Source organism: Gemmatimonas sp. (assembly GCF_046594945.1).
Classification (GTDB): Bacteria; Gemmatimonadota; Gemmatimonadetes; order Gemmatimonadales; family Gemmatimonadaceae; genus Gemmatimonas.
In genome coordinates, this window is sequence record NZ_JBKJRB010000156.1 from 29,961 (window position 1) to 46,569 (window position 16,609).

Consider the following 16,609-nt stretch of genomic DNA (forward strand, 5'->3'; position numbering starts at 1 on the left):
TCGCGCACCAGAGCCCGTGACCACGCGCGTCTCAGTCGAAGGGGCAGACATGCAGATGCTCGCCGGCGCGAACGACGGCAACCTCGTTGAGCTCGGCCGCGCCACCGGCACCCGCGTCGCGCTTCGCGGCGATAGTCTCACGATCACCGGTGATACCGACAACGTGACGCGTGCCGAGTCCATCGCCACCGCGATGGTACTGCTTGTGCGCGAGGGGAAGACGCTGAGTGCCGACGACGTGCTCCGCTTGTCGCTCACGGCACGTCCGGCCGAGGCGCCGGCTGCGACCAACGGTGCGCTGGTGCTGCCAGGCGCGCGGCGTGCGGTCCAGCCCAAAACGCCGGGACAGGCGGAGTACCTCAAACAGATCGGCGAACACGACATCGTGGTTGGCGTCGGACCCGCAGGCACGGGCAAGACGTATCTCGCCGTCGCCGCCGCCGTCGATGCGCTGATGCGTAAGCGCGTCCGGCGCATCGTACTGGCGCGGCCTGCCGTCGAGGCGGGGGAGAGCCTCGGCTTTTTGCCGGGCGACATGCAGGCCAAGATCGATCCGTATCTTCGCCCGCTGTACGATGCGCTCGATGACCTCATTCCGGTCGAGCGCCTCCAGAAGCTCATCGAAACGCGCACCATCGAGGTGGCGCCGCTGGCCTTCATGCGTGGCCGTACGCTCAGCGATTCATTCGTGATTCTCGACGAGGCGCAAAACGCGACCGGACTACAGATGAAGATGTTTCTTACGCGTCTGGGCGTGAACTCGAAGATCGTGATCACCGGTGACAAGACGCAGGTCGACCTGCCGCGTCGTGAAGACTCGGGACTGATGCAGATCGAGCGCATCCTGCACGGTATCGAAGGGATCTCGTTTCACTACTTCACCGATGCCGATGTGGTTCGCCATCGCTTGGTGCGCGATATCATTCGCGCTTACAATGCCGATGCGGCTGGCGCATGAGCACCATGCGTGAAAATCCACGCGCGGTGTCCGTGCAGGCCGACGGTATTCGCGTGCCGCTTGCGGCCGACCGGCTCATCGACCTCTCGCGCCATGTGCTTCGCGCGCTCAAGGTGCCGCGGGCCATGATCAGCGTGACGTTCGTCTCGTCGCGCACCAGCGCGACGCTGAATCGTCGGCATCTCGGCCATCGCGGGCCTACCGATGTGATCACGTTCGCGCTCGGGGCCGATCCGACCGGCACCGTCATTGCGGACATCTACATTTGCCTCGACGTCGCTCGCCGTCAGGCGAAAGAATTCGGTGTCGGAGTTCGTGAAGAGCTCGCGCGCCTTGTGGTGCACGGAATGCTGCACGCCTGCGGGTGGGAACATCCCGACGATGACGAACGGATCACGTCGCCGATGTGGCGACGTCAGGAGCAGTTGCTACACCGCTTCTGGATCACGCCGCCCCGCACCGCATGAGTGCTGTTGCGTGGGGGCTGGCGACCGGTGGAGCTATTGTGGCCGCGCTCGCCGCCGTCGCCGAAGGTGCGCTGTTGTCCGAACCGCCCCTTTCGTCGATTCCCGCTGACCGCTCTACGCTCGCACCGCCGGCACCGGTGGTGCCGCGCCCTGTGCCCGCGCGGGAACGAACGCACCGCGCGCTGGCCTTTGCTCGCGTCCTCGGTCACCTCGCCGCCGGTTCTGGTATTGCCGTCGGTTTAGGCCTCTCCGGACGGGCGACCCTCTCCACGGTCGCCTTACTGTTCGGCCTTGGACTGGCGGTCGTACTCGCCGCCGAGACCACGGCGCGCGTGGTCGGTGATGCCCTCGGCGAAGATGCCGAAGCGCGTCTGGCGTGGTTCTCGACGGGTGCGGAGAAGCTGTTTGCGCCGATGGTGCGGCTGGGCAATTGGGTCGAAGCGGCATTCGCCGAAGTGATCTCCGATGCCGACGCGACCATCGAACGTCGTGAAGAGGCGGCGGCGCAGTTTCGCGAAGTGATCACCAGCGAAGCAGATGTTTCTCGCGACGAACGCGACCTGTTGCTAGGCGTATTTGAATTTGGTGAGACCACCGTGGAAGAGGTAATGGTGCCGCGCGTCGACATCGTCGGCATCGAGCAGGAGACGCCGTGGTCGGAGATGCTTGATCGCGTGCGGAGTGCACAGCATTCGCGGGTGCCGATCTTCGAGGACACAATCGACGAGATCGTGGGCATCCTGTACGTGAAGGATCTGCTGCCGTCCGTGTTGGCGGACGATGAACCGGAGGGCGGATGGCAGACGCTGCTGCGTCCGCCGGTGTTCATTCCGCCATCGAAGCGCATTGCTGATTTACTTCGCGAATTTCGCGTGGCCGGTCGGCACATCGCGGTGGTGGCCGACGAGTATGGTGGCACGGCGGGACTCGTGACCATCGAGGACGTGCTCGAGGAATTGGTCGGTGAGATTCGCGACGAGTACGACGAAGAAGAACGGCCGGTCGAGAGCGAAGCGGGGGGCCGCTTCTGGGTCTCCGGACAGCTGACACTCGATGATCTGTCGGAGGCCTTGTCGCACGACTTCCGTCGCGACGACGTGTCGACGGTTGGCGGATTGGTGCTCGAGTTGCTTGGGCGCGTACCGCGCGCCGGCGAAACGCTGGCGATCGGACCGTTCAAGGTGATCGTGGAGCGCGTCGTTCGCCGTAAGATCGAGCGCGTGTATCTCGAACGGGCGCAGCCGCTCGACGGCTTTGCGACCGGGGAGAGCTGATGCCGTTATTGCTAACGCTGCTCTCGGTCGCGATCGTGGGGACGCTCACGCTCGCCGCGTCGGCGGTGCGCGCGGTGAGCCGATTATGGTTGCGACACTGGATCGAACGTCGTCACGGCGGCACCGGTGCGATGACGCGGTATCTGGAGCGTCCGGCGCGTTTACTGCACGCGGCGGCCACGGCGAGCATGCTGACCGTGTTTGCCACCGGGTCGATGATCGCGATGGCCGATGGTCTGCGCGCATGGGAGTTTCTGGTCGATGTGCTGCTGTACCTCACGCTGCTGGTGCTGGTTGGCCAGTTGTTACCGCGCGCGGTGGGACGTCGCTGGGCACCGCAACTCGTTCCCGTGCTCGTGCCGCTGCTGCGCCTCGTGGATCTGCTGCTGACGCCCTTTCACGTGGTTGCCGATCTCGTGCGCCGTCTGATGGCGTCCGGTACGGTATCCGGCGTGGACGATGATACTCGCGAAGGGCTCGAGGAGCTGCTCCGGGACGGCGCGTTCGACGATCTCAGCACGACGGAAGAGATGGCGATCATTTCCGGTGTGGTGCAGTTCGGCGACAAGGTTGTGCACGACGTCATGACACCGCGCGCGAAGATCTTTGCCTTGCCAGACGGTTTGCCGGCGGCGGATCTCGCGCTACGGGTGGCCCATGCCGGCTACAGCCGCGTTCCGGTGTATCGAGACTCACCGGACCAGATCATCGGTATGGTTCATGTGTTCGATGTGTTCGTCCGCAGTGGTGAGACGCTACCAGCTATCCGTCCGGTAACGGTGACCACGTCAGCGAAATCCGCCAAAGAGTTGCTCTTTGAGCTGCTGCGCGCGCGCCGACAGTTGGCGATTGTTCAGGACGACGCAACGGTCGTTGGGCTGGTGACGCTCGAAGACCTGCTCGAAGAATTGGTGGGCGACATCCGCGATGAACACGACGACGAGTGACGATGACTGACGCGATGTCTCGACTGTTGGAGCAATTTCGTGCTGGTAAGCCAGCCGCGTTGGCGCGGGCTGTCAGCATCGTGGAGAATCACCGTCCGGGCTTCGAGCAGATTCTCTCCGCCGTACATCCCACGCTTGGCCGCGCGCGTCGCATCGGGATCACCGGCCCACCGGGCGCGGGCAAGAGTACACTCACCACACGTCTAGCGCGGCGGTATCGCGATGCCGATCTGCGCGTTGGTATCGTGGCCGTCGATCCCACGTCGCCGTTCACCGGTGGGGCGCTTCTTGGGGATCGGATCCGGATGGAGGAGGTTGCGCTCGATCCGGGCGTCTTTATCCGCTCGATGGCGACCCGCGGATCGTTGGGTGGACTGGCCACGGCCACGCGCGAGGTGTGCGACGTACTCGACGGGTTCGGGATGGACATCATTTTGCTCGAAACCGTGGGCGTGGGACAGAGCGAGCTCGATATCTCGAGGGCCGCTGATACCACGTTGGTGGTGCTCGTCCCGGAATCCGGCGACTCGATTCAGACGCTCAAGGCAGGCGTGATGGAGATTGCGGACGTCTTCGCCGTGAACAAGGCAGATCGCCCCGGTGCGGATCGTCTGCGCAACGACATCGAACTCATGCTCGGTCTGCGTGCCGGTGCCACGATGCCGAACGTTCCGGCCCACCATGGCGTAGACCTTCGGAATCTGCCGGACCGTGATGCCCTTCGCGACGCCATGAATCCGGCGCGGGCGGCACGCGCCGCCGCCTTGGAAGCCGAGCCCGTGCAGTGGACCCCACCAGTCTTACGAGTAATCGCCGCCCAGAACGAAGGGGTTGATGAGGTCGTCGACGCGCTCGATCGACACCTCCGTTATCTTCAAGCCAGCGGAGATCTACGGTCGCGGCGACGGGCTCGCCTGCGGGAGCGGGTAATGGAGGTGGTGGATCAGCAGATCCGTCGGCGTCTGTGGCAGGATCAGGACACACTGACGTGGGTGGACGAACGACTCGATGCGCTCGAGGCCGGCACCCAGGTGCCTTTCGCCGTTGCTGACGCCCTGCGGGCCCGCAGTGCAGTACTTCTCACCGGCGCCGAATACGCGCCGCTTCAGGATGGATGAGCGTATGACGACCATTCAGGAACTCGAGGATGTAGTCCGCCAGCAGCAGGAAGAGCTCGACGGACTGCGCCATGAAGTCGGTCAGTGGCGGCGGCAGTACGACGCCGGTCGGAAGCGCGAGATCGCGTTTACGAATTCGGCGAACGAGGTGCCGCCACTGTATACCGCACTCGATCTTGAGGACACCGCCGGCTCGGCCTTTGAGTTGCCGGGGCAGTGGCCGTTCACGCGTGGCATTCATCCCACCGGCTATCGCGGCAAACTCTGGACGATGCGCCAATTTGCTGGATTCGGCACGGCGCGAGAGACCAATCAGCGGTACAAGTTCTTGCTCTCGCAAGGACAAACCGGCCTGTCGGTGGCGTTCGACTTTCCCACGTTGATGGGCTACGACGCCGACCATGCGCGCTCGGAAGGCGAAGTGGGCAAGTGCGGCGTATCGATCTCGTCGATGGCCGACATGGAAACGCTGTTCGAGGGCATTCCCCTCGACAAGGTGTCCACGTCGATGACGATCAACGGGCCGGCGATCATTCTGCTGTGCTTCTACATTGCCGCGGCGGAGAAGCAGGGCGTGAGCGCCGAAAAGCTGCAGGGCACGGTGCAGAACGACATCCTGAAGGAGTACATGGCGCAGCACGCCTGGTGCTTCCCGATCGAGCCAGCGCTGCGCCTGATCGTCGATGGGTTCGATTGGTGCGCGAAGCACACGCCGAACTGGAACACGATCTCGATCTCCGGCTACCACATCCGCGAAGCGGGCGCCACCGCGGCGCAGGAGCTCGCGTTCACCCTTGCCGACGGCTTCACGTACGTGGAACGTGGCGTGGCGCGTGGGCTCGACGTCGATGAATTCGCACCGCGCCTGTCGTTCTTCTGGGACATCCACAACGACTTCTTCGAGGAGATTGCGAAGTTACGTGCGGCGCGACGTATTTGGGCGCGTCATCTCAAGGAACGGTTCGGTGCAAAGAACCCGCGCTCGTGGATGATGCGGTTTCATTCGCAAACGGCTGGCGTCACGCTCACCGCGCAGCAGCCCACCAACAACGTCGTGCGCGTGGCCTATCAGGCCATGGCGGCGGTGCTTGGCGGCACGCAGTCGTTGCACACGAACTCGATGGACGAGACGCTGTCGCTACCGACTGAGGAAGCCGTGCAGGTCGCGTTGCGTACGCAGCAGATTTTGGCCTATGAAACCGGCGTGCCGAACGTGATGGATCCGCTGGGCGGATCGTACTACGTGGAAGCGCTGACCGATCAGATGGAGCAGGAAGCCGAAGCACTCTTCGCACAGATCGACGAGTTCGGCGGTGTCGTGAAGGGGCTGGAAGAAGGCTGGTTCCAGAAGAAGATCGCCGAGAGCGCCTCGCGGCAGCAGTGGGAGATCGAGCAGCGCCGCAAGCTCGTCGTCGGCGTCAATGGGTTCGTCACCGACGAACCCGAACTCACGATTCCGATTCTGCGCATTGGCGAGTATGCCGAGACGGAACAGCGCGAGCGCCTGGTCGCGTTGCGTGCATCGCGCGACAACACGCTCGTTGCCGAACGGCTCGACGCCCTCCGGAACGCAGCACGGGGCACCGAAAACGTGGTGCCCCGCATTCTCGATTGCGCGCGCGCGTACTGCACCTTGTTTGAAATCCGTGCCGCGTTGGAAGACGTGTTCGGCGCGTACCGCGAGCCCGTCTTCTTCTAGGACGCGTTACTCCGTGAGCAGGCGCTCCATGGCCGCCAGATCGCGCAAAAATACGGTGGCCTGCTGCGCGGTCATCTGGCTCGGATTGAACTGACGCGAGCCAGAGTGTTTGAGGAGCAGCGCCTGTCGGGCAGCGGTGACGGCATCGTTCCAGTCGATGATCTTCATGGACCATTCGGCGAAGTCGCGCGCACCGATCTCCTCGACACTCAGCAGTTGGCAATTCGAGTGGCGTGGATCCTTGGCGATATGGTGATAAAGTGCGTTCACCGTGAGTCGTTCACCCTCGAGCGCTTGAAGGAACTGGCCACCACCGTAGCAGAGCATCCCCGTGATGGCGCGTTCGCGATTTGTCTCGGCCGCTTTTTCCATAATCGTCAAGAAGTCGCGGTAGCGCAGGCCTTCCAGTGCATCGCTCGAGTAGAGCAATCGGATCGTGTGCATGGCGCTCCCGTTGACGTACGAACTCCTACCTGAGCGCTGGCGACCCTGACGCGGGTACGTTGGCGACTTGTGTGCGACCACGGGAGTATCTAGCGTGTTCGAATGAAGACGACCAGTCCTTGGTGGGCCACCCACTTCGACGCCCAGTATCTCCACGAGTATGAGCCCCTGTTCAGTCTCGTGCAGGATCGTCGCGAGGTGGCCCGACTTCTCGACGTCCTCGAGTTGCCGTCAGGCGCTCGGATTCTCGATTGTCCCTGTGGCCAGGGGCGCCATGCGCATCTGTTGGCCGAAGCCGGTTTCGAGGTGAGCGGGCTCGACTACTCGACGCCCCTCCTCGACGTGGCGAAACGCCGGGGAACCGGCAAGACGCTGCGGTACACGCAAGGAGACATGCGGAAGCTGCCGACAAAGTGGACCGGGCGTTTCGATGCCGTCGTCAACCTGTTTACGTCGTTCGGGTTTTTCGACGATCCGTATGACGATCGGAAGGTGCTGGCCCAGTTTGCGCGCGTGCTCAAGCCCGGCGGCCTACTGATCTGGCATGGCGGCAGCCGGGATGGCGTCATGGCACGCTTTCTCGCCCGTGACTGGTGGAGCACCGAGGACGGGACTGTTTTCGGACAGGAGCGTCGCTTCGACCCACTGTCGGGCTTCCTCGAGATCACCTCCACGTGGCGGGGGCCGAAGGGAGAGGGTGAGCGGACCCACCGCATCCGTCTGTACTCGGCATCCGAGTTGGCCGCGCGCATGCAAGAGGTTGGTCTGGTGGTCGAGCAGGCCTTCGATGCTTGGACCGAACGCCCACTCACGCGCAAATCCAGCGAAATGCTGCTGGTGGCGCGTAAGGATGGGTGAGTAGCTTGAAGGGCTGCCGCGCGGAATCCTCGCGTTGGCGGCGCCCGACCCCGGGTCCTTTCCCGTTTGCCCTCCGATGACTCGACCGATTCGCGTGCTCGTGGCCAAACCTGGCCTCGACGGCCATGATCGCGGCGCCAAAGTGGTGGCTGCCGCGCTCCGTGACGCCGGCATGGAAGTGATCTACACCGGTTTGCACCAGACCCCTGAAATGATCGCTTCGGCGGCCATTCAGGAAGACGTCGACGTGGTGGGCCTCTCGATTCTAAGCGGCGCCCATATGACCCTCTTCCCGCGGGTTCGGGATCTCCTGGTCGAGGCAGGGCGCGACGACATTCTGCTCACTGGCGGTGGCATTATACCGAAAGAAGACATGGATGCCCTTCAGCAGCGCGGGGTCGCCCGCCTGTTCGGACCGGGCACGAGCACGCAGGATCTCGTGGAGTATATCCGCGGCTGGTTCGCGTCCCGTCAACAGCAGGACGCGTGAGCGGGAGGCTTCGCCAGCTCGCTCACGACGTTCGCGCGCTGGAAGCCCGCCTCCGACTTGGAGGGGGACCGGATAAGATCGAGAAGCAGCACCAACAGGGAAAGCTGACCGCCCGTGAGCGCGTGGAGCGCTTGGCTGATCCGGGGATGCCGTTCCTCGAAATCGGCCTGCTCGTGGCCTACGATCTCTACGACGGCCAAGCGCCGGGCGCCGGTGTGATCACCGGCATCGCCATCGTCGACGGTCGCGAAGTGGTCGTCGTCGCCAATGATGCGACGGTGAAAGCCGGCTCGTGGTGGCCCGAGACGATCACGAAGATCCTGCGCGCGCAGGAAGTCGCAATGCGATGCCGACTCCCGATCATCTATCTCGTCGACTCGGCCGGTGTGAACCTTCCTTACCAGGGCGGCGTGTTTCCTGGTCAGTTCGGCGCGGCGCGCATTTTTTACTACAACTCGATTATGCGTCGGTATCTGCGAATTCCGCAGTTCTCCGCGGTCATGGGTCAGTGCGTCGCCGGCGGTGCCTACCTGCCCGCGTTGAGCGATGTGATCCTGATGGTAAAGGGCACGTCGTTCATGGGGTTGGGTGGCCCAAATTTGGTGAAGGGCGCCACGGGACAGACCGTGGATGGCGAGACGTTGGGCGGTGCGATCACACATACCGAAGTGTCCGGCGTGGCGCATTACGCGCTCGACGACGACGCGCAGTGCCTCGACAAATTGCGCGAGCTCGTCGCCCGGTTGCCGAAGCCCGTCCGCACGGTGCCCTCGACCTTTCGTCCGCCCGCCGTGCCGCCGTCGGCGTTGTACGACGTGTTGCCTGCCGACCATCGCATGTCGTACGACATGCACGCGGTGCTCAAGGCGGTGCTCGACGACGGCGTCGTCGATGAGTTCCAGCCGAATCTCGCCAAGGAAATGATTTGCGGTGATGCGCGCATCGAAGGCATTCCCGTTGGCATCGTGGCCAACCAACGTGGCTTGATCAAGGGTCGCGCCGGTGAACGTCCGCGTTTCGGCGGGATCATCTACGCCGAAAGCGCGGAGAAGGTCGCGTACTTCATCGAGCGGTGCGACCGTCAGGGATTGCCCATTGTCTTCGTGCAGGATGTGTCAGGGTTCATGGTTGGTCCCGACGCCGAACATGAAGGCATCATTCGCGCGGGCGCGCGCTTTGTGGAAGCGATGGCGTGCGCGCGTGTTCCGAAAATCGTGCTCACGGTCAACCACGCGAGTGGTGCCGGGTATTATGCCATGGCCGGGCAGGGCTTCGACCCCGACTTCATTTTCAGCTGGCCCACCGGCCGCATGGCCGTGATGGAAGGGGAAGCGGCCGTTGGCGCGGTGCACGGTCCGTCACTGGACGCGGCGAAAAAGGCCGGAGTCGATCCGTCGCCCGAGGTGCTCGAGTCGGCGGCGCAAATGCGCGCCGATTACGAGACACAGCTCGACGCCCGTTACGCCGCGGCCCGCGGTTTCGTCGACGCGATCTGCTATCCCGAAGACACTCGCACGATGCTGGCGCTTGCGCTGCGTGCGGCGGCCCAGAATCCGGGTCCGCATCTCGGTGCCTTCGTTTTGCCCACCATGCCGACCTTCGGCGCGCCGGGTCCCGGCACGGAGTACTGATGTCCGATTCATCGCGCGTGGTGCGCGTCGCCAGCGGTCAGGGATTCTGGGGTGACTGGCTCGAAGCGCCGCGTCGTCAGGTGGAAGGTGGTCAGGTGGATTACCTGATGCTCGACTACCTCGCCGAAGTCACGATGTCGATTCTGCAGAAGCAGAAGGAACGCGATCCGCGCATGGGCTACGCGCGCGACTTCATCGGGGCGATGGAAAGTGTCTTCCCGGCGGTCGCTGAACGCGGCGTCAAGGTGATCGCCAACGCCGGCGGCGTGAATCCGGTGGCGTGCGCAGAGGCCCTGCTCGACGCGGCTTCCAAGCACGGCGTGCGCGGCAAGATCCGTATCGGCGTGGTGACGGGCGATGACATTCTCGCACGGCTCGACGATTTGTTGGCCGCCGGCCATGAACTCAAGAACATGGACACAGGCGCGCCGCTGTCGACGATTCGCGACCGTGTGATGTCGGCGAACGCGTACATTGGGTCTGAGCCGATCGTCGAAGCGCTCGCCCTTGGAGCCAATGTCGTCGTGATCGGCCGTAGCACCGACACCGCCCTCACGATGGCCCCACTGCGGCATGAATTCGGGTGGGCGGCGGACGACTGGAACAAGATGGCCTCAGGCATTATCGCTGGCCACATCTTGGAGTGCGGCGCGCAGTCATCAGGCGGCAACTGCATGCACGACTGGCGCACGATTCCCGACATGGCGAATGTCGGTTACCCGATCGCCGAAGCCTCCGACGATGGCACGTTCATCATCACCAAGCACGAGGGCACGGGCGGTCGCGTAAGCGTGCCGAGTGTCTCCGAACAGTTGGTGTATGAGATGGGCGACCCGCACGCCTACATCACGCCCGACGTGGTCGCCGACTTCACCAGTATTCAGCTCGCACCCGACGGTGAGAATCGCGTGCGGGTGCACGGTATCACCGGCGGTCCACCGACGCCGTTTCTCAAGGTCTCGATCGCCTATCGCGCCGGGTACAAGGCGGTGGGATCGCTCGTGTACTCGTGGCCCGACGCGATGGAAAAGGCGCAGATGGCGGATCGTATCCTTCGCCAGCGTCTCGACAATCTCGGTCTCTCATTCGACCAGGTGCTCTCGGAGTTCGTCGGCGCTACGGCGACGCACGGATCGCTGGCGGGCGATGGCCATGAGGCGCCCGAAGTCATGTTCCGCATCGGCGTGCGTGGGGACGACCGCGCCGCCGTCGAGCGGTTCACGCGCGAGATCGTGCCACTCGTGTTGAACGGCCCGCCGAGTGTCACTGGGTTCGCCGGTGGTCGCCCCAAGGTGGAAGAGATCGTGGCGTACTGGCCTGCGCTGCTCGACAAGCGAGCCGTGTCGACCGCCGTCAGCATCATGGAGTAACGGCTATGCACATTCGTTTGCTCGATATCGCACACGCCCGCAGTGGCGACAAAGGTGACACAGCCAACGTCGGCGTGATCGCGCTCAAGCCGGAGTGGTATCCGGTGCTCGTAGCCCACGTGACGCGCGATCGCGTCGCGCAGCACTTCGCCGGCCAGATCCACGGCGGCGTGGATCGCTTCGAACTGCCCAACCTCCATGCACTCAACTTCCTGCTGCACGGGGCGCTCGACGGCGGCGGGACGTTGTCGCTCAAGACTGACGCGCAGGGTAAGGTCTATTCCACCGCCCTTCTGCGCATGATTATTGACGTGCCCGACGCCGAGGCCACCGCCGCAGGGCTTCCAGCCTCCGCATGATTGCCCTGCGTCTGGCTTTGATCGGTGCCGGTATCATGGCGTTCATCGTCGCCCTGCGCACGGGCACCGAGTGGGTCCGTTGGGTCGGCATCGGCTGCCTAGTCGGAGCGCTGATCATTCGGCTCGTCGAGCGACTCCGAGGGCCGCGGTCGTAGCCGTTTGATGTCACACCTGTAGGCCGTTTGGGAAGCAAGGTGTGTGGGGCGGATGGGAGTGCCGGGCCGAGACGTGACGTGCTAGAGCAACGTTGGCCTGCGGGATCGCAGTGCACAGAAGTCCGTCGCCTCGTTTGCCTCCACGGCGAGCCCCGCCCCTGTGGTACGTCCCCTAGCCGCCCATACCTTCCTGACCGAACCGCTTCCGGAATGAAGTCACTCGGTTGCAACCGCGGCTCCGGTTAGCTTACCGGAATGTCTCGCTACCCCGTTCCTGAACTCCTGGCCCCGGCCGGCACACTCGACGCCGTGCGCGCGGCGGTCGCCAATGGCGCCAACGCGGTCTACCTGGGCGCGTCGATGTATAACGCTCGCGATGAAGGCGCCCAGCTTTCCCTGGATGAACTCGCCCAGGCGTGCGCCTTGGCGCATGCCCGCGGCGCCCGCGTGTACCTCACGTTCAACGTGCTCATCAAGCCAGAAGAACTGGGCGAAGCGCTCGCGTATCTTGGCGAGTGTGTCGATCGCGGCATCGATGCGGCGATTGTTCAGGACCTCGGCGTCGTACGACTCATCCAGCAGGTGTATCCCCAGCTCGAGGTCCACGGCTCGACGCAGATGACGGTGCACGATGCGGCCGGCGCGCGCGTCATGCAGCGGCTCGGAGTGGAGCGCGTAGTGCTGGCGCGCGAGAACACGCTGGAAGACATTCGCGCGATCCGCGACGCGGTACCGGAGCTTGGTCTCGAGACCTTTGTCCACGGCGCGCTGTGCATCGCGTACTCTGGACAGTGCTTCATGTCGGGCATGATCAGCGAGCGCTCCGCCAATCGCGGATCGTGCGCACAGTCCTGTCGCAAGGACTACACGCTGACCGATACATCGAGCGGCGCGACGCTCGACAGCGGGTATCTGATCTCGGCCAAAGATCTCGCGGCGCATGATCACCTCGAGCAGCTCGCCGAGCTCGGGATCGGATGTCTCAAAGTCGAAGGGCGCAAGAAGAAACCGGAGTACGTCGCGACCGTTACGAAGGCCTATCGTGGATGGCTCGACGCCTTGGCACGCGGCGAACGCGGACTCGCGCCGTCGATCGAAGAGATCGAACCGCTAGTGCAGATCTTCAGCCGTGGAAACACCGGCGGGATGTACGGTGGACGGGAAGGACGCGAGTACATCACGCGCACGCAGCCGGACAATCGGGGACTGCCCATCGGCAAAGTCATGGGCCACGAGGGCGCCGACTTGATCGTCGAGACCACGCATGCGGTCGTGATCGGTGATGGGCTCGGCTTCGAGTCGCCAGAGCCGACGTCGTCCGCCACGATGGGTGGCACCGTGCAGACGGTCCGCCACCTGTGGACGCGGCACGGTACGCATCGGCAGGTCGTCGGTGTCCGTTTGAGTAGCGTGCGATCGCACGTGCCCGAGGGATGGCGCGTGGTGCGCACCAGTGATGTCACGTTGTTGCGTCAGGCGCAGGAGTCGTTCGCGAATGTCGTCGTTCCCGAACGCGTCGGTGCGATGCGCCTTGATGTGCGCGTGTTCGGACACAGCGGTGGTCCGCTCAAGACAATCTGGAATTCCGGCGAGATGGAAGTGTCGGTGCGCGGCGATGTGCCGCTCAGTGTTGCCAGCAAGCGTGCGCTCGACGTGCCACTGCTGCGCGAGCAGCTGGGACGTCTGGGTGGCACGGCCTTCAAGCTCGGAACGGTCGACGTAGCTGGACTTTCCGACGGGCTGTTCCTGCCCGTGAGCGAACTCAATCGCATTCGACAGGACGCGGTCGCACAACTCGACGAGCAGCTCGGCTGGGCGCGTCAGAGTGACCTCGCCGTTCGCGACGCGCGCATCGCCGAGGTGGTCGACACGATTGCGTCGTCCGTGTCGTCGCCGGTAGTGGACACGTCGTTCGCGTTGCGCGCGATCGTGTGTGATCTCGACACGGCGCGTGAGGCCGCGGCCGGCGGCGCGACGGAAATCGTGCTCGATCCGTTCCTGCGCCACCCGACGCCACCGCTGGCGCGCGTGCACGCGCTCAGGGAAGCACTGGCGGCGGCTGGTGTCGCCCTCCGGTTGCGCACACCGACGATTGTACGGCCCGCGGAGCGCCGCCACCTTGACAAGTGGCTCGCGCTTGATCTCCCACTGCTGACCGGCCACGTGGGCTTGCTGGCGGAGTTTGGCGGGGCAGGGCGCGATGTCATCGCGGATTACGCGACCAACGTGTTTAATCAGCACACCGCGCAGCTGCTGTTCGAACTCGGCGCGTCGCGACTGGTCGCGTCGATCGAATTGACCACCGAGGAACTCGGGCAGCTTACCGATCCGTGGCGTGGACGCAATTTTGATGTTCTGGTGTACGGCCGTACGGAGGGCATGACGATCGAGCATTGCGTGCTCTCGGCGGCGTTCGATCGCGAGCCGACGACGTGCCGCGATCTCTGCGTTCAGAAGCACACCAACGTCTCGCTCACCGATCCGGCTGGTTACACGTTCGCCGTCGCGACCGACTCGGCGTGTCGAAACCGGCTGCTGCATTCACGCCCGATCGACGGCTCCGAGTACCTGCCAGACTTGTGGGCGCAGGGCGTTCGCGGCTATCAGATGGTCTTCAACGTTCCCGGTGATCCCGTGCGACTGCTTGTTCGTTCGTATCGCACGATGCTCGACTCGCTGGCCGGCAACGTGCTCCCGGAGCTGACGGCGACCCGTCGTCTACTGGATGGTGCGTTTACGCGCGGCCATTTCGCGAGAGCGGTTTGATATGAAGCGTCTCTTTCGCGCGGCGATGCCGCTGCTGCCCTTGGTTCTGTCGGCACTGGCCGTGATGGATGCGGCAACGGCATTCCATGCGGGACGCACAGGACGCGGCGCCTTCAAAGTCGTCAGCGTGCTGGTCTGGCTGTTCGTCGCCTACATGCTGTACGAGACGAATAAGCGTATCCAGACGGGCGACCAGTAGTCGGCGGTGGTGTGATGACGCGCGCGTCGATTGGATGACGCCTGCGGCGGTGCGCTCGGCTACCGTGCGGCATGCCGATCACTCGCACGACTTCCGTCCCCGACGGTACGCTGGAGCTCGCCCGCGCCACGCTGCGCGACACCTTCGGCTATCCAGATTTCCGGCCGCCGCAGATCCGCGCGGTACAGGCGGTGCTCTCTGGTCGTGACTCCTTGGTCGTTCTCCCGACCGGCGGTGGCAAGTCGCTCTGCTACCAGGTGCCCGCGCTGATTCGTGACGGGCTCACGGTGGTAGTCTCGCCGCTCATCTCGTTGATGAAGGATCAGGTCGATGCGCTACAGCGGAAAGGCGTATCGGCCGCCTTCATCAACAGCACGCTCAGCGTAGGTGATGTGGCCGATCGTATGGCCCGTGCCCGCGATGGCTCGCTGAAGATGCTGTATCTGGCGCCGGAGCGCCTGGAAGCCGGTCGCACGCTACAACAGCTGGTGACGATCGGCGTGTGCCTCCTTGCGGTTGACGAAGCACACTGCATCAGCGAGTGGGGACACGATTTCCGTCCGAGCTATCGACGGATCGGACTGATTCGTGAGCGACTCGGGACACCGCAAACCGTTGCACTCACCGCGACGGCAACGCCCGATGTCCGGCTCGATATCGTGCGTCAACTCGCGCTGCGTGATGCCGAAGTGGTAGTGGCGGGCTTTGATCGCATCAACCTCACGTACTACGTCATGCCTACGCGCGCGCAGCCCGACAAAGACCGGACGGCCATCGCGTTGCTGCGTGCCTCGGACGGTCCGGCCATCGTCTACGCGCCAACGCGTAAAGCCGTCGAGCGTGTCACGTCGGTGCTGGTGCGCGGCAGGATCAGAGCGGTGGCCTATCATGCTGGACTCGACGACGTGCTGCGACAACGCGCGCAGGATGCGTTCATGGAGGAGCGCGCGCGCGTGATCGTGGCGACCAGCGCCTTTGGCATGGGTATCGACAAGCCTGATGTTCGACTGGTGGTCCATCAGGCGATGCCCGGATCCCTCGAGGCGTACTATCAGGAGGCCGGTCGCGCTGGTCGCGACGGGAAGCACAGTACCTGCGTGTTGTTGCATGCATACCCCGATCGCTTCACACACGAGTTTTTCATCGGGAGCGCGCATCCCGACCGTGCCACGGTCGAACAGGTGTGGACGTTGCTGCGAGCGCAGTCTGACCGAGACGGCTATGTGGCACTCACGGTCGATGCCCTCGCGCGCCGGTTGCCGGCCACGCTCGGCGAGCGCAAGGTCAGTGCGGCGCTTCGCGTACTCACGGCGGCTGGCGCGTGCTCCGCTGAGGCGGCCGCCATGGGTCGCGTCTCGGTCCGCCTGCTCGCGGCATCCGACCGGATCGTCGGCGAGTTGACCGGCGACCGGGCGTTCGACCGGGAGGTTCTGCGGGCTCTCTGGCGTGCCGTTGGCCGGAAACTCGAGCTCGGTGCCTCGATCGATCTCGACCGGCTGCCGCCTGAACTCGGCGGATCGAGGGGGCTCGTCCCTGTTTTGGAGCGACTGAAGGCGCAACAGTTCATTACGTGGATACGCGCCGGCGGCGGCATACGGCTCGATCCTCGCGCTCGGAACGCGAAATGGCCGCCGGTGGACTGGCCCGCGATCGAACGACGGCGCAAATCTGATCTGGGCCGACTCGATGCGATGCAGCGATATGCACAGACGCGCTATTGCCGTAGAGCGTTCGTCCTGCGCTATTTCGGAGACCCTGAAGTGCGCTCCCAGTGCGCTGCCTGCGATCGTTGCCTCGGCACCACTGAAGTCCTTCCACCGGCCGACACGAAACAGTTCGTTCGTGCCCGGTCCCGCCCGCTCTGACCTCGACGT

At 64.2% G+C, this 16,609-nt stretch carries 16 protein-coding genes; 15 read left to right on the top strand and 1 reads right to left on the bottom strand.

What is annotated here, in order from left to right; all coding sequences use genetic code 11:
• The first annotated feature begins 16 nt into the window (after positions 1–16).
• From ACLL97_RS18460 to ACLL97_RS18485, 6 genes are read left to right on the top strand one after another with little or no spacing between them, the layout of a single operon-like run.
• A complete protein-coding gene (locus ACLL97_RS18460; protein ID WP_411281949.1) occupies positions 17–958 on the top strand; it encodes a PhoH family protein in 942 nt (313 codons plus the stop codon).
• A complete protein-coding gene (gene ybeY / locus ACLL97_RS18465) occupies positions 955–1,425 on the top strand; it encodes an rRNA maturation RNase YbeY (protein WP_411281950.1) in 471 nt (156 codons plus the stop codon). The genes ACLL97_RS18460 and ybeY overlap by 4 nt, the downstream gene beginning before the upstream one ends.
• Entirely contained in the window at positions 1,422–2,699 is a 1,278-nt protein-coding gene (locus ACLL97_RS18470) for a hemolysin family protein (RefSeq protein ID WP_411281951.1), read from the top strand. The genes ybeY and ACLL97_RS18470 overlap by 4 nt, the downstream gene beginning before the upstream one ends.
• Positions 2,699–3,646, top strand: coding sequence for a CBS domain-containing protein (locus ACLL97_RS18475; RefSeq protein WP_411281952.1), 948 nt, complete (start codon positions 2,699–2,701; stop codon positions 3,644–3,646). Before ACLL97_RS18470 ends, ACLL97_RS18475 begins: the two co-directional genes overlap by 1 nt.
• 2 nt (positions 3,647–3,648) lie before the next feature.
• Positions 3,649–4,764, top strand: coding sequence for a methylmalonyl Co-A mutase-associated GTPase MeaB (meaB, locus tag ACLL97_RS18480; RefSeq protein WP_411281953.1), 1,116 nt, complete (start codon positions 3,649–3,651; stop codon positions 4,762–4,764).
• Positions 4,765–4,768: 4 nt separating this feature from the next.
• Positions 4,769–6,463, top strand: coding sequence for a methylmalonyl-CoA mutase family protein (locus ACLL97_RS18485; protein ID WP_411281954.1), 1,695 nt, complete (start codon positions 4,769–4,771; stop codon positions 6,461–6,463).
• A 6-nt stretch (positions 6,464–6,469) separates the two neighbouring features.
• On the opposite strand, the gene ACLL97_RS18490 is transcribed toward ACLL97_RS18485, so the two are convergent.
• Positions 6,470–6,907, bottom strand: coding sequence for a BLUF domain-containing protein (locus ACLL97_RS18490; protein WP_411281955.1), 438 nt, complete (start codon positions 6,905–6,907; stop codon positions 6,470–6,472).
• Positions 6,908–7,009: 102 nt separating this feature from the next.
• On the opposite strand from ACLL97_RS18490, the gene ACLL97_RS18495 reads away from it, so the two are divergent.
• The 9 genes from ACLL97_RS18495 to ACLL97_RS18535 all read left to right on the top strand — a co-directional run bounded on the left by ACLL97_RS18495 (position 7,010) and on the right by ACLL97_RS18535 (position 16,600).
• Positions 7,010–7,765, top strand: coding sequence for a class I SAM-dependent methyltransferase (locus ACLL97_RS18495; RefSeq protein ID WP_411281956.1), 756 nt, complete (start codon positions 7,010–7,012; stop codon positions 7,763–7,765).
• A 76-nt stretch (positions 7,766–7,841) separates the two neighbouring features.
• The gene (locus ACLL97_RS18500) at positions 7,842–8,255 is read left to right on the top strand and encodes a cobalamin B12-binding domain-containing protein (protein ID WP_411281957.1); all 414 of its coding nucleotides are present in this window, start codon (positions 7,842–7,844) and stop codon (positions 8,253–8,255) included.
• Entirely contained in the window at positions 8,252–9,886 is a 1,635-nt protein-coding gene (locus ACLL97_RS18505; protein WP_411281958.1) for an acyl-CoA carboxylase subunit beta, read from the top strand. Before ACLL97_RS18500 ends, ACLL97_RS18505 begins: the two co-directional genes overlap by 4 nt.
• Complete coding sequence (locus ACLL97_RS18510; protein WP_411281959.1) at positions 9,886–11,256, top strand: acyclic terpene utilization AtuA family protein; 1,371 nt, start codon at positions 9,886–9,888, stop codon at positions 11,254–11,256. The genes ACLL97_RS18505 and ACLL97_RS18510 overlap by 1 nt, the downstream gene beginning before the upstream one ends.
• Positions 11,257–11,261: 5 nt before the next feature.
• Positions 11,262–11,615, top strand: a complete 354-nt coding sequence (locus ACLL97_RS18515) for a hypothetical protein (RefSeq protein ID WP_411281960.1) — start codon at positions 11,262–11,264, stop codon at positions 11,613–11,615.
• Positions 11,612–11,770 (top strand): hypothetical protein, encoded by a 159-nt coding sequence (locus tag ACLL97_RS18520; RefSeq protein ID WP_411281961.1) that lies wholly within the window; start codon positions 11,612–11,614, stop codon positions 11,768–11,770. Before ACLL97_RS18515 ends, ACLL97_RS18520 begins: the two co-directional genes overlap by 4 nt.
• Before the next feature lie 255 nt (positions 11,771–12,025).
• Positions 12,026–14,536: a DUF3656 domain-containing U32 family peptidase gene (locus tag ACLL97_RS18525; protein WP_411281962.1), complete on the top strand. Its 2,511-nt coding sequence runs from the start codon at positions 12,026–12,028 to the stop codon at positions 14,534–14,536.
• 1 nt (position 14,537) lies between these two features.
• Complete coding sequence (locus ACLL97_RS18530; RefSeq protein ID WP_411281963.1) at positions 14,538–14,735, top strand: hypothetical protein; 198 nt, start codon at positions 14,538–14,540, stop codon at positions 14,733–14,735.
• Positions 14,736–14,806: 71 nt separating this feature from the next.
• Positions 14,807–16,600, top strand: coding sequence for an ATP-dependent DNA helicase RecQ (locus tag ACLL97_RS18535; RefSeq protein WP_411281964.1), 1,794 nt, complete (start codon positions 14,807–14,809; stop codon positions 16,598–16,600).
• The last annotated feature ends 9 nt before the right edge of the window (positions 16,601–16,609 follow it).